Origin of the sequence: Mesorhizobium sp. B283B1A (assembly GCF_020165735.1) — a bacterium.
Taxonomy (GTDB): Bacteria; Pseudomonadota; Alphaproteobacteria; order Rhizobiales; family Rhizobiaceae; genus Mesorhizobium; species Mesorhizobium opportunistum.
In genome coordinates, this window is record NZ_JAIUIQ010000014.1 from 1 (window position 1) to 16746 (window position 16746).

At 63.4% G+C, this 16746-nt stretch carries 21 protein-coding genes; 9 read left to right on the forward strand and 12 right to left on the reverse strand.

Annotated features, from left to right (window positions below; genetic code table 11):
- Window positions 1–651: integrase core domain-containing protein (locus LB577_RS14040; RefSeq protein ID WP_224687135.1), on the forward strand; the 651-nt coding region annotated here is incomplete at its 5' end.
- 109 nt (window positions 652–760) lie between these two features.
- On the opposite strand, the gene groL is transcribed toward LB577_RS14040, so the two are convergent.
- Window positions 761–2374 (reverse strand): chaperonin GroEL, encoded by a 1614-nt coding sequence (groL, locus tag LB577_RS14045; protein ID WP_224687136.1) that lies wholly within the window; start codon window positions 2372–2374, stop codon window positions 761–763.
- A 68-nt stretch (window positions 2375–2442) separates the two neighbouring features.
- On the reverse strand, window positions 2443–2802 hold the full coding sequence (gene groES / locus LB577_RS14050; RefSeq protein ID WP_023766174.1) for a co-chaperone GroES: 360 nt from the start codon (window positions 2800–2802) through the stop codon (window positions 2443–2445).
- Window positions 2803–3048: 246 nt separating this feature from the next.
- Between groES and LB577_RS14055 the strand changes: the two genes are divergently transcribed.
- Together LB577_RS14055 and LB577_RS14060 are read left to right on the forward strand one after the other, a co-directional pair.
- Window positions 3049–3282 carry a hypothetical protein gene (locus tag LB577_RS14055; protein ID WP_013894241.1) on the forward strand — a complete coding sequence of 78 codons (234 nt, stop codon included), beginning with the start codon at window positions 3049–3051 and terminating at the stop codon, window positions 3280–3282.
- A 66-nt stretch (window positions 3283–3348) separates the two neighbouring features.
- Window positions 3349–3615 carry a DUF1488 domain-containing protein gene (locus LB577_RS14060; RefSeq protein WP_023778943.1) on the forward strand — a complete coding sequence of 89 codons (267 nt, stop codon included), beginning with the start codon at window positions 3349–3351 and terminating at the stop codon, window positions 3613–3615.
- A 176-nt stretch (window positions 3616–3791) separates the two neighbouring features.
- On the opposite strand, the gene LB577_RS14065 is transcribed toward LB577_RS14060, so the two are convergent.
- The 3 genes from LB577_RS14065 to LB577_RS14075 all read right to left on the reverse strand — a co-directional run bounded on the left by LB577_RS14065 (window position 3792) and on the right by LB577_RS14075 (window position 5451).
- Entirely contained in the window at window positions 3792–3983 is a 192-nt protein-coding gene (locus LB577_RS14065; protein ID WP_023766176.1) for a hypothetical protein, read from the reverse strand.
- 39 nt (window positions 3984–4022) lie between these two features.
- Window positions 4023–4229, reverse strand: a complete 207-nt coding sequence (locus tag LB577_RS14070) for a hypothetical protein (RefSeq protein WP_224687137.1) — start codon at window positions 4227–4229, stop codon at window positions 4023–4025.
- A gap of 151 nt (window positions 4230–4380) precedes the next feature.
- Window positions 4381–5451: a diguanylate cyclase domain-containing protein gene (locus tag LB577_RS14075; RefSeq protein WP_224687138.1), complete on the reverse strand. Its 1071-nt coding sequence runs from the start codon at window positions 5449–5451 to the stop codon at window positions 4381–4383.
- Window positions 5452–6012: 561 nt separating this feature from the next.
- On the opposite strand from LB577_RS14075, the gene LB577_RS14080 reads away from it, so the two are divergent.
- From LB577_RS14080 to LB577_RS14100, 5 genes are all read left to right on the forward strand, one after another.
- On the forward strand, window positions 6013–7056 hold the full coding sequence (locus LB577_RS14080) for a LacI family DNA-binding transcriptional regulator (protein WP_224687139.1): 1044 nt from the start codon (window positions 6013–6015) through the stop codon (window positions 7054–7056).
- A 62-nt stretch (window positions 7057–7118) separates the two neighbouring features.
- Complete coding sequence (locus tag LB577_RS14085; protein ID WP_013894235.1) at window positions 7119–8366, forward strand: ABC transporter substrate-binding protein; 1248 nt, start codon at window positions 7119–7121, stop codon at window positions 8364–8366.
- A gap of 312 nt (window positions 8367–8678) precedes the next feature.
- Window positions 8679–9608 (forward strand): carbohydrate ABC transporter permease, encoded by a 930-nt coding sequence (locus LB577_RS14090; RefSeq protein ID WP_224687140.1) that lies wholly within the window; start codon window positions 8679–8681, stop codon window positions 9606–9608.
- A complete protein-coding gene (locus LB577_RS14095) occupies window positions 9608–10465 on the forward strand; it encodes a carbohydrate ABC transporter permease (RefSeq protein WP_224687141.1) in 858 nt (285 codons plus the stop codon). The genes LB577_RS14090 and LB577_RS14095 overlap by 1 nt, the downstream gene beginning before the upstream one ends.
- Window positions 10466–10487: 22 nt before the next feature.
- On the forward strand, window positions 10488–12470 hold the full coding sequence (locus LB577_RS14100; RefSeq protein ID WP_224687142.1) for a glycoside hydrolase family 127 protein: 1983 nt from the start codon (window positions 10488–10490) through the stop codon (window positions 12468–12470).
- A gap of 92 nt (window positions 12471–12562) precedes the next feature.
- Here LB577_RS14100 and LB577_RS14105 read toward each other — a convergent pair whose 3' ends face one another.
- The 7 genes from LB577_RS14105 to LB577_RS14135 form a co-directional block, all read right to left on the reverse strand.
- Window positions 12563–12967 carry a DUF1801 domain-containing protein gene (locus LB577_RS14105; protein WP_023766183.1) on the reverse strand — a complete coding sequence of 135 codons (405 nt, stop codon included), beginning with the start codon at window positions 12965–12967 and terminating at the stop codon, window positions 12563–12565.
- Between the two features lie 93 nt (window positions 12968–13060).
- Entirely contained in the window at window positions 13061–13492 is a 432-nt protein-coding gene (locus LB577_RS14110; protein WP_224687143.1) for a DUF1801 domain-containing protein, read from the reverse strand.
- An 11-nt stretch (window positions 13493–13503) separates the two neighbouring features.
- Window positions 13504–13725, reverse strand: coding sequence for a hypothetical protein (locus tag LB577_RS14115; RefSeq protein ID WP_224687144.1), 222 nt, complete (start codon window positions 13723–13725; stop codon window positions 13504–13506).
- A 37-nt stretch (window positions 13726–13762) separates the two neighbouring features.
- Window positions 13763–14155 (reverse strand): VOC family protein, encoded by a 393-nt coding sequence (locus tag LB577_RS14120; RefSeq protein ID WP_013894228.1) that lies wholly within the window; start codon window positions 14153–14155, stop codon window positions 13763–13765.
- 77 nt (window positions 14156–14232) lie between these two features.
- Window positions 14233–14664 (reverse strand): SRPBCC domain-containing protein, encoded by a 432-nt coding sequence (locus LB577_RS14125; protein ID WP_224687145.1) that lies wholly within the window; start codon window positions 14662–14664, stop codon window positions 14233–14235.
- A complete protein-coding gene (locus LB577_RS14130; protein ID WP_013894226.1) occupies window positions 14661–14984 on the reverse strand; it encodes an ArsR/SmtB family transcription factor in 324 nt (107 codons plus the stop codon). The genes LB577_RS14125 and LB577_RS14130 overlap by 4 nt, the downstream gene beginning before the upstream one ends.
- A gap of 58 nt (window positions 14985–15042) precedes the next feature.
- Window positions 15043–15810: a gamma-glutamylcyclotransferase gene (locus LB577_RS14135; protein ID WP_224687146.1), complete on the reverse strand. Its 768-nt coding sequence runs from the start codon at window positions 15808–15810 to the stop codon at window positions 15043–15045.
- A 196-nt stretch (window positions 15811–16006) separates the two neighbouring features.
- On the opposite strand from LB577_RS14135, the gene LB577_RS14140 reads away from it, so the two are divergent.
- The gene (locus tag LB577_RS14140) at window positions 16007–16699 is read left to right on the forward strand and encodes a DUF2270 domain-containing protein (RefSeq protein ID WP_224687147.1); all 693 of its coding nucleotides are present in this window, start codon (window positions 16007–16009) and stop codon (window positions 16697–16699) included.
- Window positions 16700–16746: the final 47 nt, after the last annotated feature.

Below are 16746 nucleotides of genomic sequence, written 5' to 3' on the forward strand. Positions count from 1 at the left end.
GCAACGGGCTCGACGGCCGATGCCGAGGCCTGGCCGGTGTTCGAGCGGTTGTTTGAGGAGCATGGGCTGCCGGATCGCTTCAGAAGCGACAATGGCCCGCCGTTCGCGTCGGCCGGCGTCGCCGGGCTGACGCCACTTGCCGCGCGCTTCGTCAAACTTGGCATCGTGCTGGAGCGGATCGCGCCCGGCAAGCCGCAGCAGAACGGCCGCCATGAGCGCTTTCATCTGACCATGCTGCCGCTGGCCAAGCACCCGCAAGCCGACAGAACAGCTCAGGGTCGAGCCTTCGAGGCCTTTCGGCGCAGCTACAATGAGGAGCGACCGCATGAGGCGCTGGCCATGGACACTCCAGCCCAGCATTACCGTCGCTCACAGCGCCTCATGCCAAGAACGCCACCCGAGCCCGATTATCCGGCCGAGGCCGCGGTCCGCCACGTGCGCCACAATGGCGAGATCCGATGGAATGGCGGCTTCATCTATGTCTCGCAAACGCTGGCCGGTGAAGCGGTCGCGGCCACCGAAACCGAGGATGGCCAATGGGCGCTTTCCTTCTATGCCCATCCCCTCGGCATCATCGACACGAGGCGCATGAAGCTCGTCCGCCGCAGCGCCGCGCCAACCAAACCGCTTGGCGCTGCGGCGGACGAATAGAGGGGAGAAGTGTTACCTATGTATCCGGTTCAAAGTGTTACCTATCTATCGGCTGGACAGATGTTGTCGCCGCTTTCGCCAATCGTTGGCGTCGCAGGCCGTCTGAATCCTAGTAGCCGCCGCCCGCCGGTGCCGCATCCTTCGGCGGAACGTCGGTGATCATCGCCTCGGCGGTGATCAGCAGGGCCGCGATCGAGCCGGCGTCCTGCAGTGCGGTGCGTACGACCTTCGCCGGGTCGACGATGCCGGCCTTGATCATGTCCACATAGGTCTCGTTCTGGGCGTCGAAGCCCTGATTGTGGTCCTTGCTGTCGGCGAGCTTGCCGACCACGATCGAGCCTTCGACGCCGGAATTCTCGGCGATCTGGCGGATCGGCGCTTCGAGCGCCCGCAGAACGATCGAGATGCCGGCGGTGACATCGGCATTGGCGCCGTTCAGGCCTGATAGCGCCGATTTGGCGCGCAGCAGAGCCACGCCGCCGCCGGGCACGATGCCTTCCTCGACCGCCGCGCGCGTTGCGTTCAGCGCGTCGTCGATGCGATCCTTCTTTTCCTTCACTTCCGACTCGGTGACGCCGCCGACGCGGATGACGGCAACGCCGCCTGACAGCTTGGCCAGCCGCTCCTGCAGCTTTTCCTTGTCGTAGTCGGACGTCGTCTCCTCGATCTGGCCCTTGATCTGGGCAACGCGCGCCTGGATGGTCGCCTTGGTGCCGGCGCCGTCGACGATCGTGGTGGTGTCCTTCTCGATCAGCACGCGCTTGGCGCGGCCGAGCATCTCGATGGTGACGTTTTCAAGCTTGATGCCGAGATCCTCGGAGATCATCTGGCCTGCCGTCAGCACCGCTATGTCTTCCAGCATCGCCTTGCGGCGGTCGCCGAAGCCCGGCGCCTTGACCGCCGCGACCTTGAGGCCGCCACGCAGCTTGTTGACGACCAGCGTGGCCAGCGCCTCGCCTTCGACGTCCTCGGCGATGATAAGCAACGGCCGGCCGCTCTGCACCACGGCTTCGAGGATCGGCAGCATCGCCTGCAGATTGCCGAGCTTCTTCTCGTGGATGAGCACATAGGGCTCTTCCAGCTCGACACGCATCTTGTCGGCATTGGTGACGAAATAGGGTGAGAGATAGCCGCGATCGAACTGCATGCCCTCGACGACGTCGAGCTCGGTTTCGGCGGTCTTGGCTTCCTCGACGGTGATGACGCCGTCATTGCCGACCTTGTCCATCGCCTTGGCGATCATGGCGCCGACGCTGGCATCGCCATTGGCGGCGATGGTGCCGACCTGGGCGATCTCGGCCGACGACTTGACCTTCTTGGCCTTGGCCTTGATTTCCACGACGACAGCGGCGACGGCCTGGTCGATGCCGCGCTTCAAGTCCATCGGGTTCATGCCGGCGGCGACCAGCTTGGCGCCTTCGCGCAGGATCGAGGCGGCCAGCACGGTTGCCGTGGTGGTGCCGTCGCCGGCGAGGTCATTGGTCTTCGAGGCCACTTCGCGCACCATCTGCGCGCCCATGTTCTCGAACTTGTCGGCAAGCTCGATTTCCTTGGCGACGGTGACGCCGTCCTTGGTGATGCGCGGCGCGCCATAGGCCTTGCCGATGACGACATTGCGGCCCTTGGGACCGAGAGTCACCTTGACGGCGTTGTTGAGAAGCTCGACGCCGCGCAACATGCGGTCGCGCGCGTCGGTGGCGAATTTGATTTCCTTGGCAGACATTTTTTCAATCCCGTTCGTGTGAGTGGACCCGTTCGCCACCGAGCCGCCGAAGCTCGGTGTCTGCCGGGTCAGGCGGCCTTCTTGGCCGCAGGTTTGTCGGTGACGGCCGTCTCGCTCTTGTCGATGACGCCAGTCTCGCTCTTGTCGATGACGCCCATGATGTCGGCTTCCTTCATGATCAGAAGGTCCTCGCCGTCGATCTTGACCTCGGTGCCCGACCATTTGCCGAACAGGATGAGGTCGCCGGCCTTGACGTCGAGCGGCACAAGCGCGCCGTTTTCGTCGCGTGCGCCGGGGCCGACGGCGATGACTTCGCCTTCCTGCGGCTTTTCCTTGGCAGTGTCGGGGATGATGATGCCGCCCTTGGATTTGATATCGCCTTCGGCGCGCCGGATGACGACGCGATCGTGGAGTGGCCGAAACTTCATGAGAACTTCTTTCTGGGGCCGGCTTAGGCGGCCGCACCCATCCTATAGGCGCTTTGGCACTCGATAGATAGGAGTGCCAAAATTATTCGCGACCAAAATTAAATATTGAAAAGTATTATTTCGGCACCCGGTTTCGTGGTACCCCAAACCGGTCAAATAATTCAAAAAATTGAATTTTGCCGGTCGAGTGCCTATTTATCGGACAAGTTCACTTTCACGATTTCAGGGCACAAGGAGATTTCCACAATGGCCGACGGCAATCAGACGATCATGGAAAAAGCTGAAGCCCGCTTTGTCGACAAGCAGAAGAAGACGGCGGAGCGCAACAAGGCCACCGCCGAGTACATGTCCGAGGCAAGGGCCAGGGAGATCAAGACGGCAAGGCTGAGGCAATTGCGCCTGGCCAAGGAAGAGGCCGACCGCGTCGCGGAAGCCCTGAACCCGACGCCGAAGAAGAAGCGGGCTGTGAAGAAAGCCTAAGCAATTCCAGGAAAAGTGCGAAGCGCTTTCCCTTGGGAATGGCGCCAAAACAAAGGAGGCAAGAACATGAGCCTGACCTTTCCTAACCGCAGCCGCAGCTATGACGAAGCCGGCAAGCGGATCCGCTTCGTCGGCCATGACGGCATGTTCCAGATTTCCTTTTCCGTCGCCGCCGACGCGATGACCAAGATCCAGCCGCGAACCAGCGCCACCGAAGCCGGCTACCTCGCCACCTTCGACATCGAAAGCAGCGTCATTCGCGATGTGGCGTCGAAGGCCTACGACCGCACACGCAAGAGCATGTATGTGTTGACATCGGACGATTTCGGCTGAGACCTGCTTCCGAATGCGGTGAACCGGATCAGGGCTTGCGTTCTGCTCCCCGCATTGCAGTTGCACTGACGGCCAATGCATGTCGCCCAAAAGTACCTGGGGTTTGGGAAACGACATGAAAACAAAGACCTAAAGCAATTCGCATGAATCCGCTTCAGCACGACGCGATTTAGGAATCAGCCCTTTCGTTCCGCCCTCTCCCGGCGTTTGACGTCGCGGACATTCATCTGCACCACCATGTCCTCGGCATCGCGCGGGCTCATGCCCACCATCACTCTTTGCCGCACCACGGCGGGCTGGCCGGTGAAGACATCGATGATGGTCCAGCTCTGGGGAAGCTCCATGCGCAGTGCGTAGCGATTTGCCATCTGGCATCCCGTCTTTCGGCCCGGCCGCTCTGTCGAGCCTCAACCCTTGATCAAGAAAAATACGGCAGCCAGGATCATTACCGTCCAGGCGATGACCGACAGCTTCAACGCCATGCCGCCATGCGTGACCAGGATCTCGCGCAGTCGCGGCACGATACCCGCCGGCCGGGCTCGCACCGCCGCCCCGGCGGCGGGCGCCTTGACGCCCTGTTTCCCAAAGACCGGCAGCAGCGACGGTTCACGCACGAAGATGGCCTCGAATGTCAGGGAAAAATCGGCAGCAAGGATGCTCGCGTGACTTCCATAGCACTCTTTTCGCGAACGCCCGCATGCCAAATCGAAAATAGCGCTACAGAACCGATGGAACAATGATGCTAGCCGGAACCGCGGTTGACGCTCAAGCGGCGGCGCTGCGACCCTTCACGCCGGGCTCGGCCTTGAAGATGCGGAACGTGTTGCGGCCTGCCGCCTTGGCGGCATAGAGCGCGGTGTCGGCGTGCTGGAACAGGTCGCAGGGCGGACCCGCATCGGTGAAGGCGATGCCGATCGAAGCGCCGAGCCTGAGCGACTGGCCGCGGACGGCAAGCGGCTTGCCCATCACCTCGATGAGGCGGCGCGCCACGCTGGAGACGGCACTTCGATCGAGATGCGGCCCAAGCAGCACCGCGAACTCGTCGCCGCCGACGCGCGCCACCAGTTCCGCTTCTCCGCAGCCGCCGGCAAGACGCTCGGCCGCCGCCTTCAGGCATTCGTCGCCGACGACATGGCCGAACGTGTCGTTGACCGCCTTGAACCCGTCGAGATCGACCAGCAGCAACGCGCCGAGCGCACGGCTTTCGTCGGCATGGGCAAGCCGCGCCTGGAAGCGGCCGCGATTGGCGAGTCCGGGCATGGCGTCGAATTCGGCGAGATAGCGCATCCGGTCCGAGAGGATCTTTTCCTCGGTGATATCCTGTTTCATGCCGAAGATGCGCACCGGCACGCCTTCTTCGCACTCGACGGTGGCGGTGATACGGATCCAGCGGCTGCGGCCGGCGAAGGTAGTGATCTCGGCATCGAGGGTAAAACCACCGCGCTCTTCGATCGCACGGCCGCGCATCGTCTCCAGAACCTTGCGCGAACTCTGCGGATAGCATTCCAGCGCCGCCTTTCGATCGAGCACCGAGCCCCGCGGCAGGTCGAACAGATCATAGACGACATCGGTCCAGGTCAGTTGCTCGTCGGGCAGGCTGCACTCCCAAACGCCGATGCGCGCGGCCACCGAGGCGCGGTCGAAGATCTTGCGGCTGTGGGCCAGCGAAACATCCTGCCTGGCGATGAGTGCGGCCTGCGCCGCGACTTCGGCCTTGAGCCGGGCGATGGTCGCGGCGTCGCCGCGATCCTCTGAACTGTCCTGCCCTGCCCGGCCGCCACGCCGCGAGCCATCGGCCCCCGCCGGGCCTTTCGGGGTGTAGGACGTGTCGGGCATGGCAAAACTCCTGGCGAGCGGCCACCATGGCGCCGAAGCGATTAAAACTTCGCTCACAATCCGTGGGTTTCTCGCCCCCACGGGAGCGGCTACGGCACGCGCACATTTTTCAAGTCTTTGGCGATAGTGTCATGCATTGTCTAATGTAGCGCTGGTCGACCCCCACTCCGTCTCGGCTTCGCCGAGCCACCTCTCCCCCGATCGACGGGGTAGAGGAAAGGCGCCAAGCTTCTTGCCGTCAACGCGCGTCCAGCAACGCTCCCTTCCTTTCCCTCCGGAGGGGGGAAAGGTGGCGCTGCGAAGCAGCGACGGATTGGGGGAACCACGTGGCAATCAAGCCTCGGGCCGGGGCGAGGAATCAAAGTCTTGCTAGCCTCAGCCCTTTCTCTTCCCACCGACAGACCTTCGCCATTTTTCCCTCTTGAACGCTCACCCAATCTGGCCTAGCCTTGGCTTGAGAAAAGGTTTTTCCAAACATTTCCGATCAAGCTCGGCCATCGACCGGGCTTTGTTTCGACCTGTAAGAGAAAACCTTTTCTCAAGCTAAGGATTTTCGGCGCGATGCCATCGGACGATCAGCCTGTCCCGGTCTTTCCCAAGCCTGTCACCTTGCGTGACGTGGCCGCGCAGGCCGGCGTCAGCGTCGCCACCGCATCGAAGGCGCTTAACGACCAGGGGCGCATGACCGCCGAGACCCGCGAGCGCATCCGCGAGACGGCGCGCAGCCTCGGCTTCCGCCCCAACAGCCTGGCGCAGAGCCTGCTTCGGCGCCGAAGCTTCACCGTCGGCCTGCTCACCAACGATACCTATGGCCGCTTCTCGCTGCCGCTGATGTCGGGCATTTCGGACGCGCTGGTCGACAAGGGTGTCTCGGTGTTCCTGTGCAATGTCGAGGAGGATCCGCGGCTCGGCCAAATGCATGTGGACGCCATGCTCGACAAGCGCGTCGACGGCATCATCGCCACCGGCAAGCGCATCGACCGCCATCTGCCGATCGATCTCTCCAACCTGCGCGTTCCGGTGATCTATGCCTTTACCCAGCCCGATCCGGACGCCGTCGCCTTCGTCTCCGACGACGCCGGCGGCGCGCGGCTGGCCGTCGAGCATTTCTGCCGGCTCGGCCGCCGAAGCATCGTCCATGTCAGCGGACCGGCGAGCTTTGCCGTGGTCCACGCCCGCGCCCAGGCCTATCGCGACGTGCTCGCCGAAAACGGCCTGCCGGTCACCGAACCCCTGCTTGGCTCCTGGTCGGAAGCCTGGGGGCACCAAGCGGTGGCGCAGCTGTTCGACGGCAAAAGCGACAGGCCGGACGCCGTCTTTTGCGGCAACGACCAGATCGCGCGCGGCGTCATCGATGCGTTGCGCGAGCGCGGCCTCGACGTGCCCAAGGATGTCGGCGTGATCGGCTTCGACAATTGGGAGATCGTGGCGGAAGCGACGCGTCCGCCGCTGACTTCGGTCGACATGAACCTGACCGCGCTCGGCCGCGAGGCCGGGCTGACCCTGCTTTCACTGGTCGGCGGCACAGCCGCCGCGCCGGGTATTCGAAAACTGCCGTGCCGGTTGATGGTGCGGCATTCCTGCGGCCGTCCGATGGACGGCTGAAAACGAAGCGCCGCGCGAGCGGCGCCAAGCCGCGGACAGCGGCCAACCTGGAGGAGGAGAACATGAGGAACTTGATTGCCAAGCTGGCCCTGGCCGCTGCCGTTCTGGGCGGAGGCCTCGGCACTGCCGCCGCCGAAACGGCCAACATCTGGGTGCGCGCCGACGGCTCGAATTTCATGCCGAGGATCGTCGACGCCTTCAACAAGGCGCACAAGGACCAGGTCAAGCTCGACATCATTCCCAATGCCGAGATCATCCCGAAATACGGTGCGGCCGCCGCCGGCGGCACGGCCCCCGACGCGCTGTCGCTCGATCTGATCTATACGCCCTCCTTCGCTGCCGCCGGCCAGTTGGAGGACATCACCGACTGGGCCAAGTCCCTGCCCTATTTCTCCAGCCTGTCGCCGGCGCATGTGAAGACCGGCACCTACAAGGACCATATTTACGGCCTGCCGTTCTCGGCCGACGCCTCGGTGCTGATCTGGAACAAGAAGCTGTTCAAGCAGGCCGGGCTCGATCCTGAAAAGGGCCCGGCCAACTGGGCCGAGATCGCCGCCGACGCCGAAAAGGTCAACGCGCTCGGCGGCAACATCAAAGGCTTCTACTTCTCCGGCAATTGCGGCGGCTGCAACATCTTCACCTTCACGCCGCTGATCTGGGCCTCCGGCGGCGACATCCTCTCCGCCGACGGCTCGAAGGCGACACTCGACAGCCCGCAACTGCGCGGCGCCATCGATCTCTACCGCTCGATGGTCAAGAAGGATCTGGTGCCGGCCGGCGCGCAGACCGATACCGGCGCCAACTTCTTCGCGGCGTTTGCCGCTGGCAATATCGGCATCTCGCCGTCCGGGGCCTTCGCCATCGGCGCGCTCAACACCCAGTATCCCAATGTCGATTACGGCGTCACCTTCCTGCCGGGCAAGGATGGCGGCTGGTCGTCCTTTGCCGGCGGCGACAATTTCGTCGTCACCAAGGGCACCACGAAGCTCGCGGTGGTGAAGGAATTCCTGGACTTCGCCTATTCGCTGGAAGGCCAGACCATCCTGGCGAAATATGGCAGCTTGCCGGTACGCGGCGACATCGCCAAGGACGCGCTGAAGGATCTCGATCCCCGCTACCAGATCGCCGCCGAGGCCATGGCCAAGGGCAAGACACCCTATTCGGTGGTGTTCAACGATCTGATCAACTCCGCCAACGGCCCGTGGACGCAGATGATCAACGAGGTCTTCTTCGGCGACGACGTCGACGGCGCGATCGCCAACGCCCAGGAGACCATGCAGTCGATCATCGATCAGGCGCCGCAAAAATAAGCGGCCGCCTGCCGGCCGCCCGCCTGTCTCCCTGGGCGAGCGGCCGGCGCGTTTTTCGTTCAAATGGCAGAGTAAGGCGTTGAGAACACTTACTTGTATTGGCAGTTCGGGGCGTCGCAAGTTGCGCTCCCCCTTCTCCCCTTGCGGGAGAAGGTGGCCTCGCGCAGCGAGGTCGGATGAGGGGTGTTCCAGCTTGGCGACAGGTTCGAAATTGCCGTTGCCTCATTCCATGGCGCACCCCTCATCCGTCTCGGCGCTGCGCGCCGATCCACCTTCTCCCACAAGGGGAGAACGAAAAGTAGGCGCCCAGCCATGACAGCCATCGCAACCACGACCACCGCCCCGTCCCGCGCCCGAAAACTGGTCGGCGCCGGGCGCCGGCAATGGATTGGCCTCGTCTATGTCGCGCCGGCCGTGGCGTTGGTGATGGTGTTCTTCGTCATCCCGCTCGGCATGACGGCGTGGATGTCGCTACACAACTGGCCGCTGATGGGCGAGCACTCCTTCATCGGCCTCGACAACTATTTCGCGATCCTGCGCGACACCAGGTTTTGGAACGCGCTCAAATTCACCGGCTACTACACCGTCATCGTCACCATCGCGATCTTCGCCATTGCTTTTCCGCTGGCGATCTTCATCGAGAAACCGCGGCCGTTGACCAACCTCTACCGCACCGCCTTCTTCATGCCGGCGGTCGTCGGCTTCGCCTCGGCGAGCCTGCTCTGGTCGTGGCTGCTCAATGTCGATTCCGGCCTGTTCAGCCCCGCCGCCTACGATCTCGGCCTGATCGACAAGAAGTTCAACCTTCTGGCCACCTTCCAGCCGGCCTTCTGGTCGATCATCGCCATGGTCGTGTGGAAGGTCGCCGGCTTCACCATGATCATCCTGATGACCGGCCTGCAGTCGATCCCGCAGGATCTGCAGGAAGCGGCCGTCATCGATGGCGCCGGGCCGTTCGCCCGCTTTCGCGCGATCACCCTGCCGCTGATGCGCCGCACGCTGGCGCTGGCGCTGATCCTGTCGGTCGCCGGCTCGATCCTCGCCTTCGACCAGTTCTACATCATCCTGCGCGGCGGCCCGCGCAACCAGACGCTGACGGCGGTCTACTGGATCTTCAACCAGTCCTTCGTCTCGTTCAAGCTCGGCTATGGCGCGGCGCTGTCCATGGTGCTGCTGGTGATCCTGGTGGCGCTCAGCCTCATCCAGCTCTGGCTGCTGCGCAAGCCGGAAGGGCTCGACTGATGGCGCAGGCGATATCAGGCCGAGGCAAGCTCGCCGCCCGCTTGGCCAGGCACTCCACCGGCATCATAGCCTCGGTGCTGTTCGTGGCGCCGATCGTCTGGACCGTGCTGTCGGCCTTCAAGCCGGCCGCCGAAGCACGCCTGCCGCCGCTGCCGCCATGGCCGACCACGGGCTTCTCGCTCGAAAACTACGCCACGCTCAACTCCTTCGGCGACGGCCTATGGGCTTCGGCGCAAAACAGCATCTACGTCTCGGTGATGACCGTCCTGCTGTCGGTGATCGTCAGCGTCTTGGCCGGCTACGGCTTCTCGCGCTTCCGCTTTCCGTTCAAGGACCTGTTCTTCGTCCTCATCCTGTCGACGATCATGATCCCGTTCCAGTCGATCCTGACGCCGATCTTCCTGGTGCTGACCAAGCTTGGCCTGCACAACACGCTGACCGGGCTGGTCGGCGTCTATGTGACGCTGCAACTGCCGTTCTCGATCTTCATGATGCGCAATGCCTTCGACGCGGTGCCACGCGAGATCGAGGAGGCTGCGCGCATGGACGGGGCCGGCAACGCCACCATGCTGGTCAAGGTGATGCTGCCGCTGGTCTGGCCGGGCGTCGTCACCATCGCGCTGTTTGCCTTTCTCGGCGCCTGGAACGAGTTCCTCGCAGCCCTCGTGCTGATGACCGACCAGTCCAAATTCACGCTGCCGGTGATGATGACGGCGCTTCAGTCGGGCCGCTTCGGCGCCATCGACTGGGGCGCCGTGCAGGCGGGCGTCACCGTGATGATGGTGCCGTGCCTGATCCTGTTTCTCGCTTTGCAGCGCTTCTACATCCGCGGCCTGATGGCCGGGGCTGTCAAATAATCGACCAAATGGAGTCCAGTTCATGACCGCATCGCCATCCCCGCGGCCCGCCGCAACGAGAAAACCCAAGCTCGCCTTCCGTCCGCTGCCGGTGCCGCAGGTCGACGTGCACGGCTTCTGGGGCGATCGCGCCGACGCGGTGGCAAAGCGCACCGCCGAGATCCTCTACGAGCGCTGCGTCGAAGCTCGCATGCTGGAGCAGATCGACCCGGACCGCCCCTCGCCCGGCGTCGTCATTCCGTTCCACTCGCCCTCGCCCGACGAAGCGGACCGCCAGGGCGCCGAGTTCACCGGTTCGACGGTCACCACGCAGATGTTTTGGGATTCCGATCTCGGCAAGACGATCGAGACCGCTGCCTATTCGCTTTACCGGCGCAAGAACCCAGAGCTGGAGAAGAAGATCGACGCCGTCATCGATATGTATGGCAAGCTCCAGCAAGAGGACGGCTATCTCTCCAGCTGGTACCAACGCATCCAGCCCGGCAAGCGCTGGACAAACCTGCGCGACTGCCACGAACTCTATTGCGCCGGGCACCTGATCGAGGGTGCGGTTGCCTACTACCAGGCGACGGGCAAGCGCAAGCTGCTCGACATCATGTGCCGCTATGCCGACCACATCGCCTCGGTGCTCGGACCCGAGCCCGGCAAGAAAAAGGGCTATTGCGGCCATGAGGAGATCGAGCTGGCCCTGGTCAAGCTGGCGCGGGTGACGGGCGAGCAAAAATATATGGAGCTGGCGAAATACTTCATCGACCAGCGCGGCCAGCAGCCGCATTATTTCGACGAGGAAGCGCTCGCCCGCGGCGCCGACCCGAAAGCCTATCATTTCAAGACCTACGAGTACAATCAGTCGCACATTCCGGTGCGCGAGCAGGACAAGGTCGTCGGCCATGCGGTGCGGGCCATGTACCTCTATTCGGGCATGGCCGACATCGCCACCGAATATGGCGACGACACGCTGCGGGTGGCGCTCGACCGGTTGTGGGACGATCTCACCACGAAAAACCTCTACATCACCGGCGGGCTTGGACCGTCGGCGCACAATGAGGGTTTCACCAGCGACTACGACCTGCCCAACGAGAGCGCCTATGCCGAGACCTGCGCGGCGGTCGGCCTGGTGTTTTGGGCGAGCCGCATGCTCGGCATGGGACCGAACAGGCGCTATGCCGACATGATGGAGTGCGCGCTCTACAACGGTTCGATCTCGGGTCTGTCGCTCGACGGCTCGCTGTTCTTCTACGAAAATCCGCTGGAAAGCCGGGGCCGGCACAACAGATGGAAATGGCACCGCTGCCCGTGCTGTCCGCCCAATGTCGGGCGCATGGTGGCTTCCATTGGCAGCTATTTCTACAGCCTGGCGGACGACGCACTTGCCGTTCATCTCTACGGCGACTCGACCGCCCGCTTCGAGATTGCGGGCACGCCGGTCAGCCTGACGCAGGCGAGTCGCTATCCCTGGGACGGCGCCGTCGAGATCACGCTCGAACCGCAGGCGCCGGTGGAGTTCACCCTTCACCTGCGGGTGCCGGGTTGGAGTTCCAGCGCGACGCTTCAGATCAACGGCGAGACGGTCGAACTCGCCGGGATGACCAGCGACGGTTATGCCGCGATCCGGCGTGTTTGGAAGAAGGGCGACAGCGTCCGGCTCGATCTCGAAATGCCGATCGAGCGGCTCTACGCCAATCCCGAGGTCAGGCAGGATGCCGGCCGCGTCGCGCTGTCGCGCGGACCGCTGATCTACTGCGTAGAAGCGACGGACAATGAGACCCGGCTGCACCGCCTCGCTCTGCCGCGCACAGCAGATATAGAGGCGCATGATCAGCCCGGGCTTCTCGGCGGCGTGGTGGCGCTTTCAGCCACGGCACAAGCCGACGCCGGCTGGCAGGACGGGCTCTACCGCTCGAAGCCGCCAGCAAGCGTCGAGACGCGGTTGACCGCCATCCCCTATTTCGCCTGGGACAACCGCGAGCCCGGCGAGATGCTGGTGTGGCTGCGGGACGGATGACGCCTGCCCATACTCGCTTGGGCAGCGCGGAAAAGATCACGCCAAAGCAAGGGACTGGAGCCGGATTCTGATTCAGTTCGGCATTGAAATCTCTAGCGTTTGGCCGTGGCCTTGGACTTGTTCAAGGCGATCGCCGCGCGCACCAGTGCCTTGAATGCCTCCTCGTCCACTTCCTCGCCTTTCTGGAAATCGATGGCACGTCGTGTATTGCCTTCGAGGCTGGAGTTGAACAGGCGCGCCGGATCGGGGAGTGCAGCCCCCTTGGCGAAGGTCAGCTTGACGAGGCTCTTGTAGGTCTCGCCGGTGCAGATGATGCCGTCATGTTCCCACACCGGAACACCGCGCCATTTCCACGTCTCGACCACCTGGGGATCGGTTTGCCGGATCAGGGCGCGCAGCCGGCCGAGCATCTCGCCGCGCCAGTCGCCGAGTTCCTCGATCCTGCCGTCTATCAGCTGGGACGGAGATTTACCGTCCTGCGTCTCGGTGTCTGTCATGTCGTTTCTCCTCCGAGCTTCGATGGATAGAGCAATCCCGGCAAAGTGTGCAGCGGTTTTGCGTCCGCAATTGCGTAGAACACCTTGGAGTACTCACATGCGCTCGCCAGGCAATTGGCTGGCCTGCTTCACCCAGGCGCTGAATTGGGCCTCGTCGAACGCATCGTCCTGATGGATGTCGAGATAGCGCGTGTCCTTGCTCTTGGATTCGCCCGGCGGCACCGGATCGATCGACAGGCCGCGGAAGAAGGCCACCTTGATGTAACGGGTGAAGCAATGAAAGCTCAGGAACCAACCCTCGCCTTCGACGCCGTAGAACGGCGAGTTCCATTTGACGGCCTTGTGCACGCCGGGCACCGCGCGCTCGATGAGCGCATCGAGGCGCTCTCCCACCTCGCGCTTCCAGCCCGGCATGGCCGCGATATAGGCCTGCACCGGCGCGTCGCCATAACCCTTGGCGATCTGCGGGTTGCCGCCCGAAAGCAGCTTCGGCTCTGCCTTGGCGGATTTGGTCGACTTTGCCATGCCTTCCTGCCCTATCCGAGGGCACGCTGCACGCTGCGCGTCTTCGCAAGATAGTGCAGCACGAACAAATAGAGGCCGCTGAACAGCAAAAGGAAGAGCGGCGGGAGTGGCGAATAGACCACCCAGGCAGGCGGCTGCCCGAACGCCATGGTGACGAAGTTGGCGACGACGGTTGCCGTGAAGATGATCGACAACCAGCGGTGCGTTTGCCTGATCCATTTGCTCCAGTCCAAGATTACCTCCCTTGAAAAACGCGTGAAATAGGACGCTTTACCAGCGCGCCAACTGGGTGATCTGCACGAGATTGCCGCAGCCGTCGTTCAGCTTGGCGATGGTCGAGCCGGTCACCTCGGTCGGCGGCATGGTGAACGTGCCGCCGTTCGCCGCGATGCGCTCGTGGTCGCCCTTGATGTCGTCGGTGAAGAACATCACCGCCGGCTGGCCCTGCTCGAACATCGCCTGCTGGTAGGCCTTGGCCGCCGGCTGGTCGTTGAGCGCCAGTTGCAGCTCGGTGCCCTCGGGCTCGTCCGCCGAGGCGACCGTCAGCCAGCGGAACGGCCCGTTGCTGAAATCGGCCTTCTTGGTCAGGCCGAGCACACCGGTATAGAAGGCAAGCGCCTTTTCCTGGTCGTCCACGTAGATGCTGGTCAATTTGATCTTCATCGTCTTCCTCCATAGGTTTTGCTGGCGGCGAACCGCCCTGTGAAATCAGCTGTGGTTTTCAATTTGACCGGCGGACCTCAGTCCGTCCGGTCCAGAAGCTGTTCCAGCTTCTCGAAAAATTGTGGCCAACCCATCTTGGCGCCGCCATAGGCACGCCTCTGCTCGGGCCGGAAGCCGGCTTGCTCCATGCGCAAATGGGTTCCCGTCGGCGTCGGGGTGAGCGTGAAGGTCACCACGCTTCTGAGATCGAAGGCCGGGTCGTGATGGGCCAGGTTCCAGGTGTAGGACAGCGTCTTGTGCGGCTCGACGGCAAGCACCTCGCAATCCAGCACGCCACCCCAATCGGCGCTGATGTTGAAGCGATGGCCGACGATCGGATTGAAATTGTTCTTCATCAGCCACTCCTCGATCAGATGTGGTTGCGTCAGCGCGCGCCAGAGTTTCTCGGGCGGATGGGAAATCTGCCGCTCGACGACGACAGTGCGGGTCTCCTCGGCACGATCGTTCACTGGTCCATCCTTTTGAGCAAATCCTCCAGATCGTCGAACCGGCTTTCCCAAAACCCCGCCATCTGGCGTGTCCAGTCCATCAGCGGTGCCAGCGCGCCGAGCTGCGCGCTGTAATGCGTCTGGCGGCCTTGATGGCGGTCGCGCACCAGCCCTGCCTGTTTCAACACGCCAAGGTGCTTCGACACCGCCGGCTGCGAGACGCCGGACTGCGTCGTCAGCGCCCCCACGGTCTGCTCGCCCTGCCGGCACAGGCGTTCGAAGATCGCCCGCCTGGTCGGGTCGGCGAGCGTCCTGAAGAGCATGTCGTGAGCGTCCGGCATTCGCAATCGATAACCCATTGGCTATTGGTTGACGTATAACCGCAGGGATATATGTTCGTCAAGTAGGAGATTTGGAGAGGCCGGCGGGAAGCTGGACTGCGGCATGGACCCGCCCGATCTCGTCGGCCACCAGTTCCTGCAACTGCCACAGATTGCGGTCCCGGATGCCGCAGGCATCGAGATGGCGGATCGTCTCGAACAGATACTCGGCTCCCGAGCCCCAATGGCCGACGGCCCTGGCGAGCGTCGCCGCGATCTCAGACTTGTCGAGCTTGCCGGCATAGCGCGGATTGGCTGGATCGACGACGAAGCCGAGCGCCTGGCTCACTCCATCCCCGGTTATAACCTGCAGCCAGCGTGGCACGTTGACGGCGGGCAGGATGGTCATCTCGCGGCGCAGCAGCGCTTCGAGATTGGCGGCTACAGGCTCGGCGATCTCGAACACCATGCCCTGGCACTGGCCGCCACGATCGAGCGCCATCATCAGGCCGGGCTGCTCGAGCGTGCCGCGAAAGCGCTGCACCGTGAAGCAGAACGACCGGTGCCAGCCTCGCGCCACCGCCCGCTCACCGCCTCGCACCTCACCCGCCGGCTTCCACAGCAACGAGCCGTAGGCGAACAGTTTCAGCGGCCCGGCGGGTGCCGAGCCCAGGATCTCGTCGCGAAATCGCGCATAGTCGGCGTCGGTCATGTAGACCATGCCCGGCGTCGGCCCGGCATCCTCGACAACGCGCATTGTACGGGCCACCAGCGCCTCGGTCAGCGCCATCGGCGCCTTGCGCTGGGCCGATTTGCGTGACGATACAGACGAAATAGGATCGTTCATCTCAGCGCTCCCAACCTTGCCGCCATGTTGCCGAAGGTTGGGGGGACTCTCAAGGGCCTGTCGATGGGCGCGAATCCGGCGGCGAATCCATACGGTCGCCGCAGGATTACGCGCCTGCGAATCGCCCCGCGCGGACGCCGTGAGATTGCGGAACGAGATCGCCTTCAAGACGTTCTATCCAGGTCGGAGGAACCCCATGAACGACGCCCCGGCAACGCCTATCGGCAGGTCCCTGTCGCCGGGCGAGCTGGTTACCGTGATGTCCCATTTCCACCGTGCCGAAATTGCGCGCATGGCCGGTTGGCGTGACCGCATCGACCGGACCAGCAACTGGGCGATCACCGTTGTCGCGGCCATGTTGTCCGTGTCGCTGTCGACGGCCAGCGCACATCACGGCGTCCTGCTGTTCGCCATGCTGCTGGTCCTGCTGCTGCTGTGGATCGAGGCGCGGCGCTACCGTTTCTTCGATGTCTATCGTGCCCGCGTGCGCCAGTTCGAGCGACACTATTTCGCACAGATCTTCTCGCCCCAGCCCGACTTCGCGTCCGACTGGCTGCTGATCCTCGGCGAAAGCCTGCGGGCGCCCAAATTCCTGGTCTCGCAGCGTGTCGCGCTGGCGCGTCGTTTGCGCCGCAACTACATCCACATGATGCTCATCCTGCTGCTCGCCTGGATACTCAAGCTCTCGACGCCGAGCCTGATCGACCAAGGCGTTCCGGCCGGTTTCGTTGGCACTCTGCGCCAAACGGTCAGCGCTGCGGCCCTGGGCCCGATTCCGGGATATGTCATCGTAGTGGCGATCGCGGTCCTCTATGCCGGACTGTTCGCCGCAGCCTTCCTGACACCCGGGGATGATGGCGAACTGTCCTTCGGCGACGTGCATGTCTAGCCCGAAGCAGGGCGCAAAAATTATTGCCGAACAGCTGGATGGGCAGA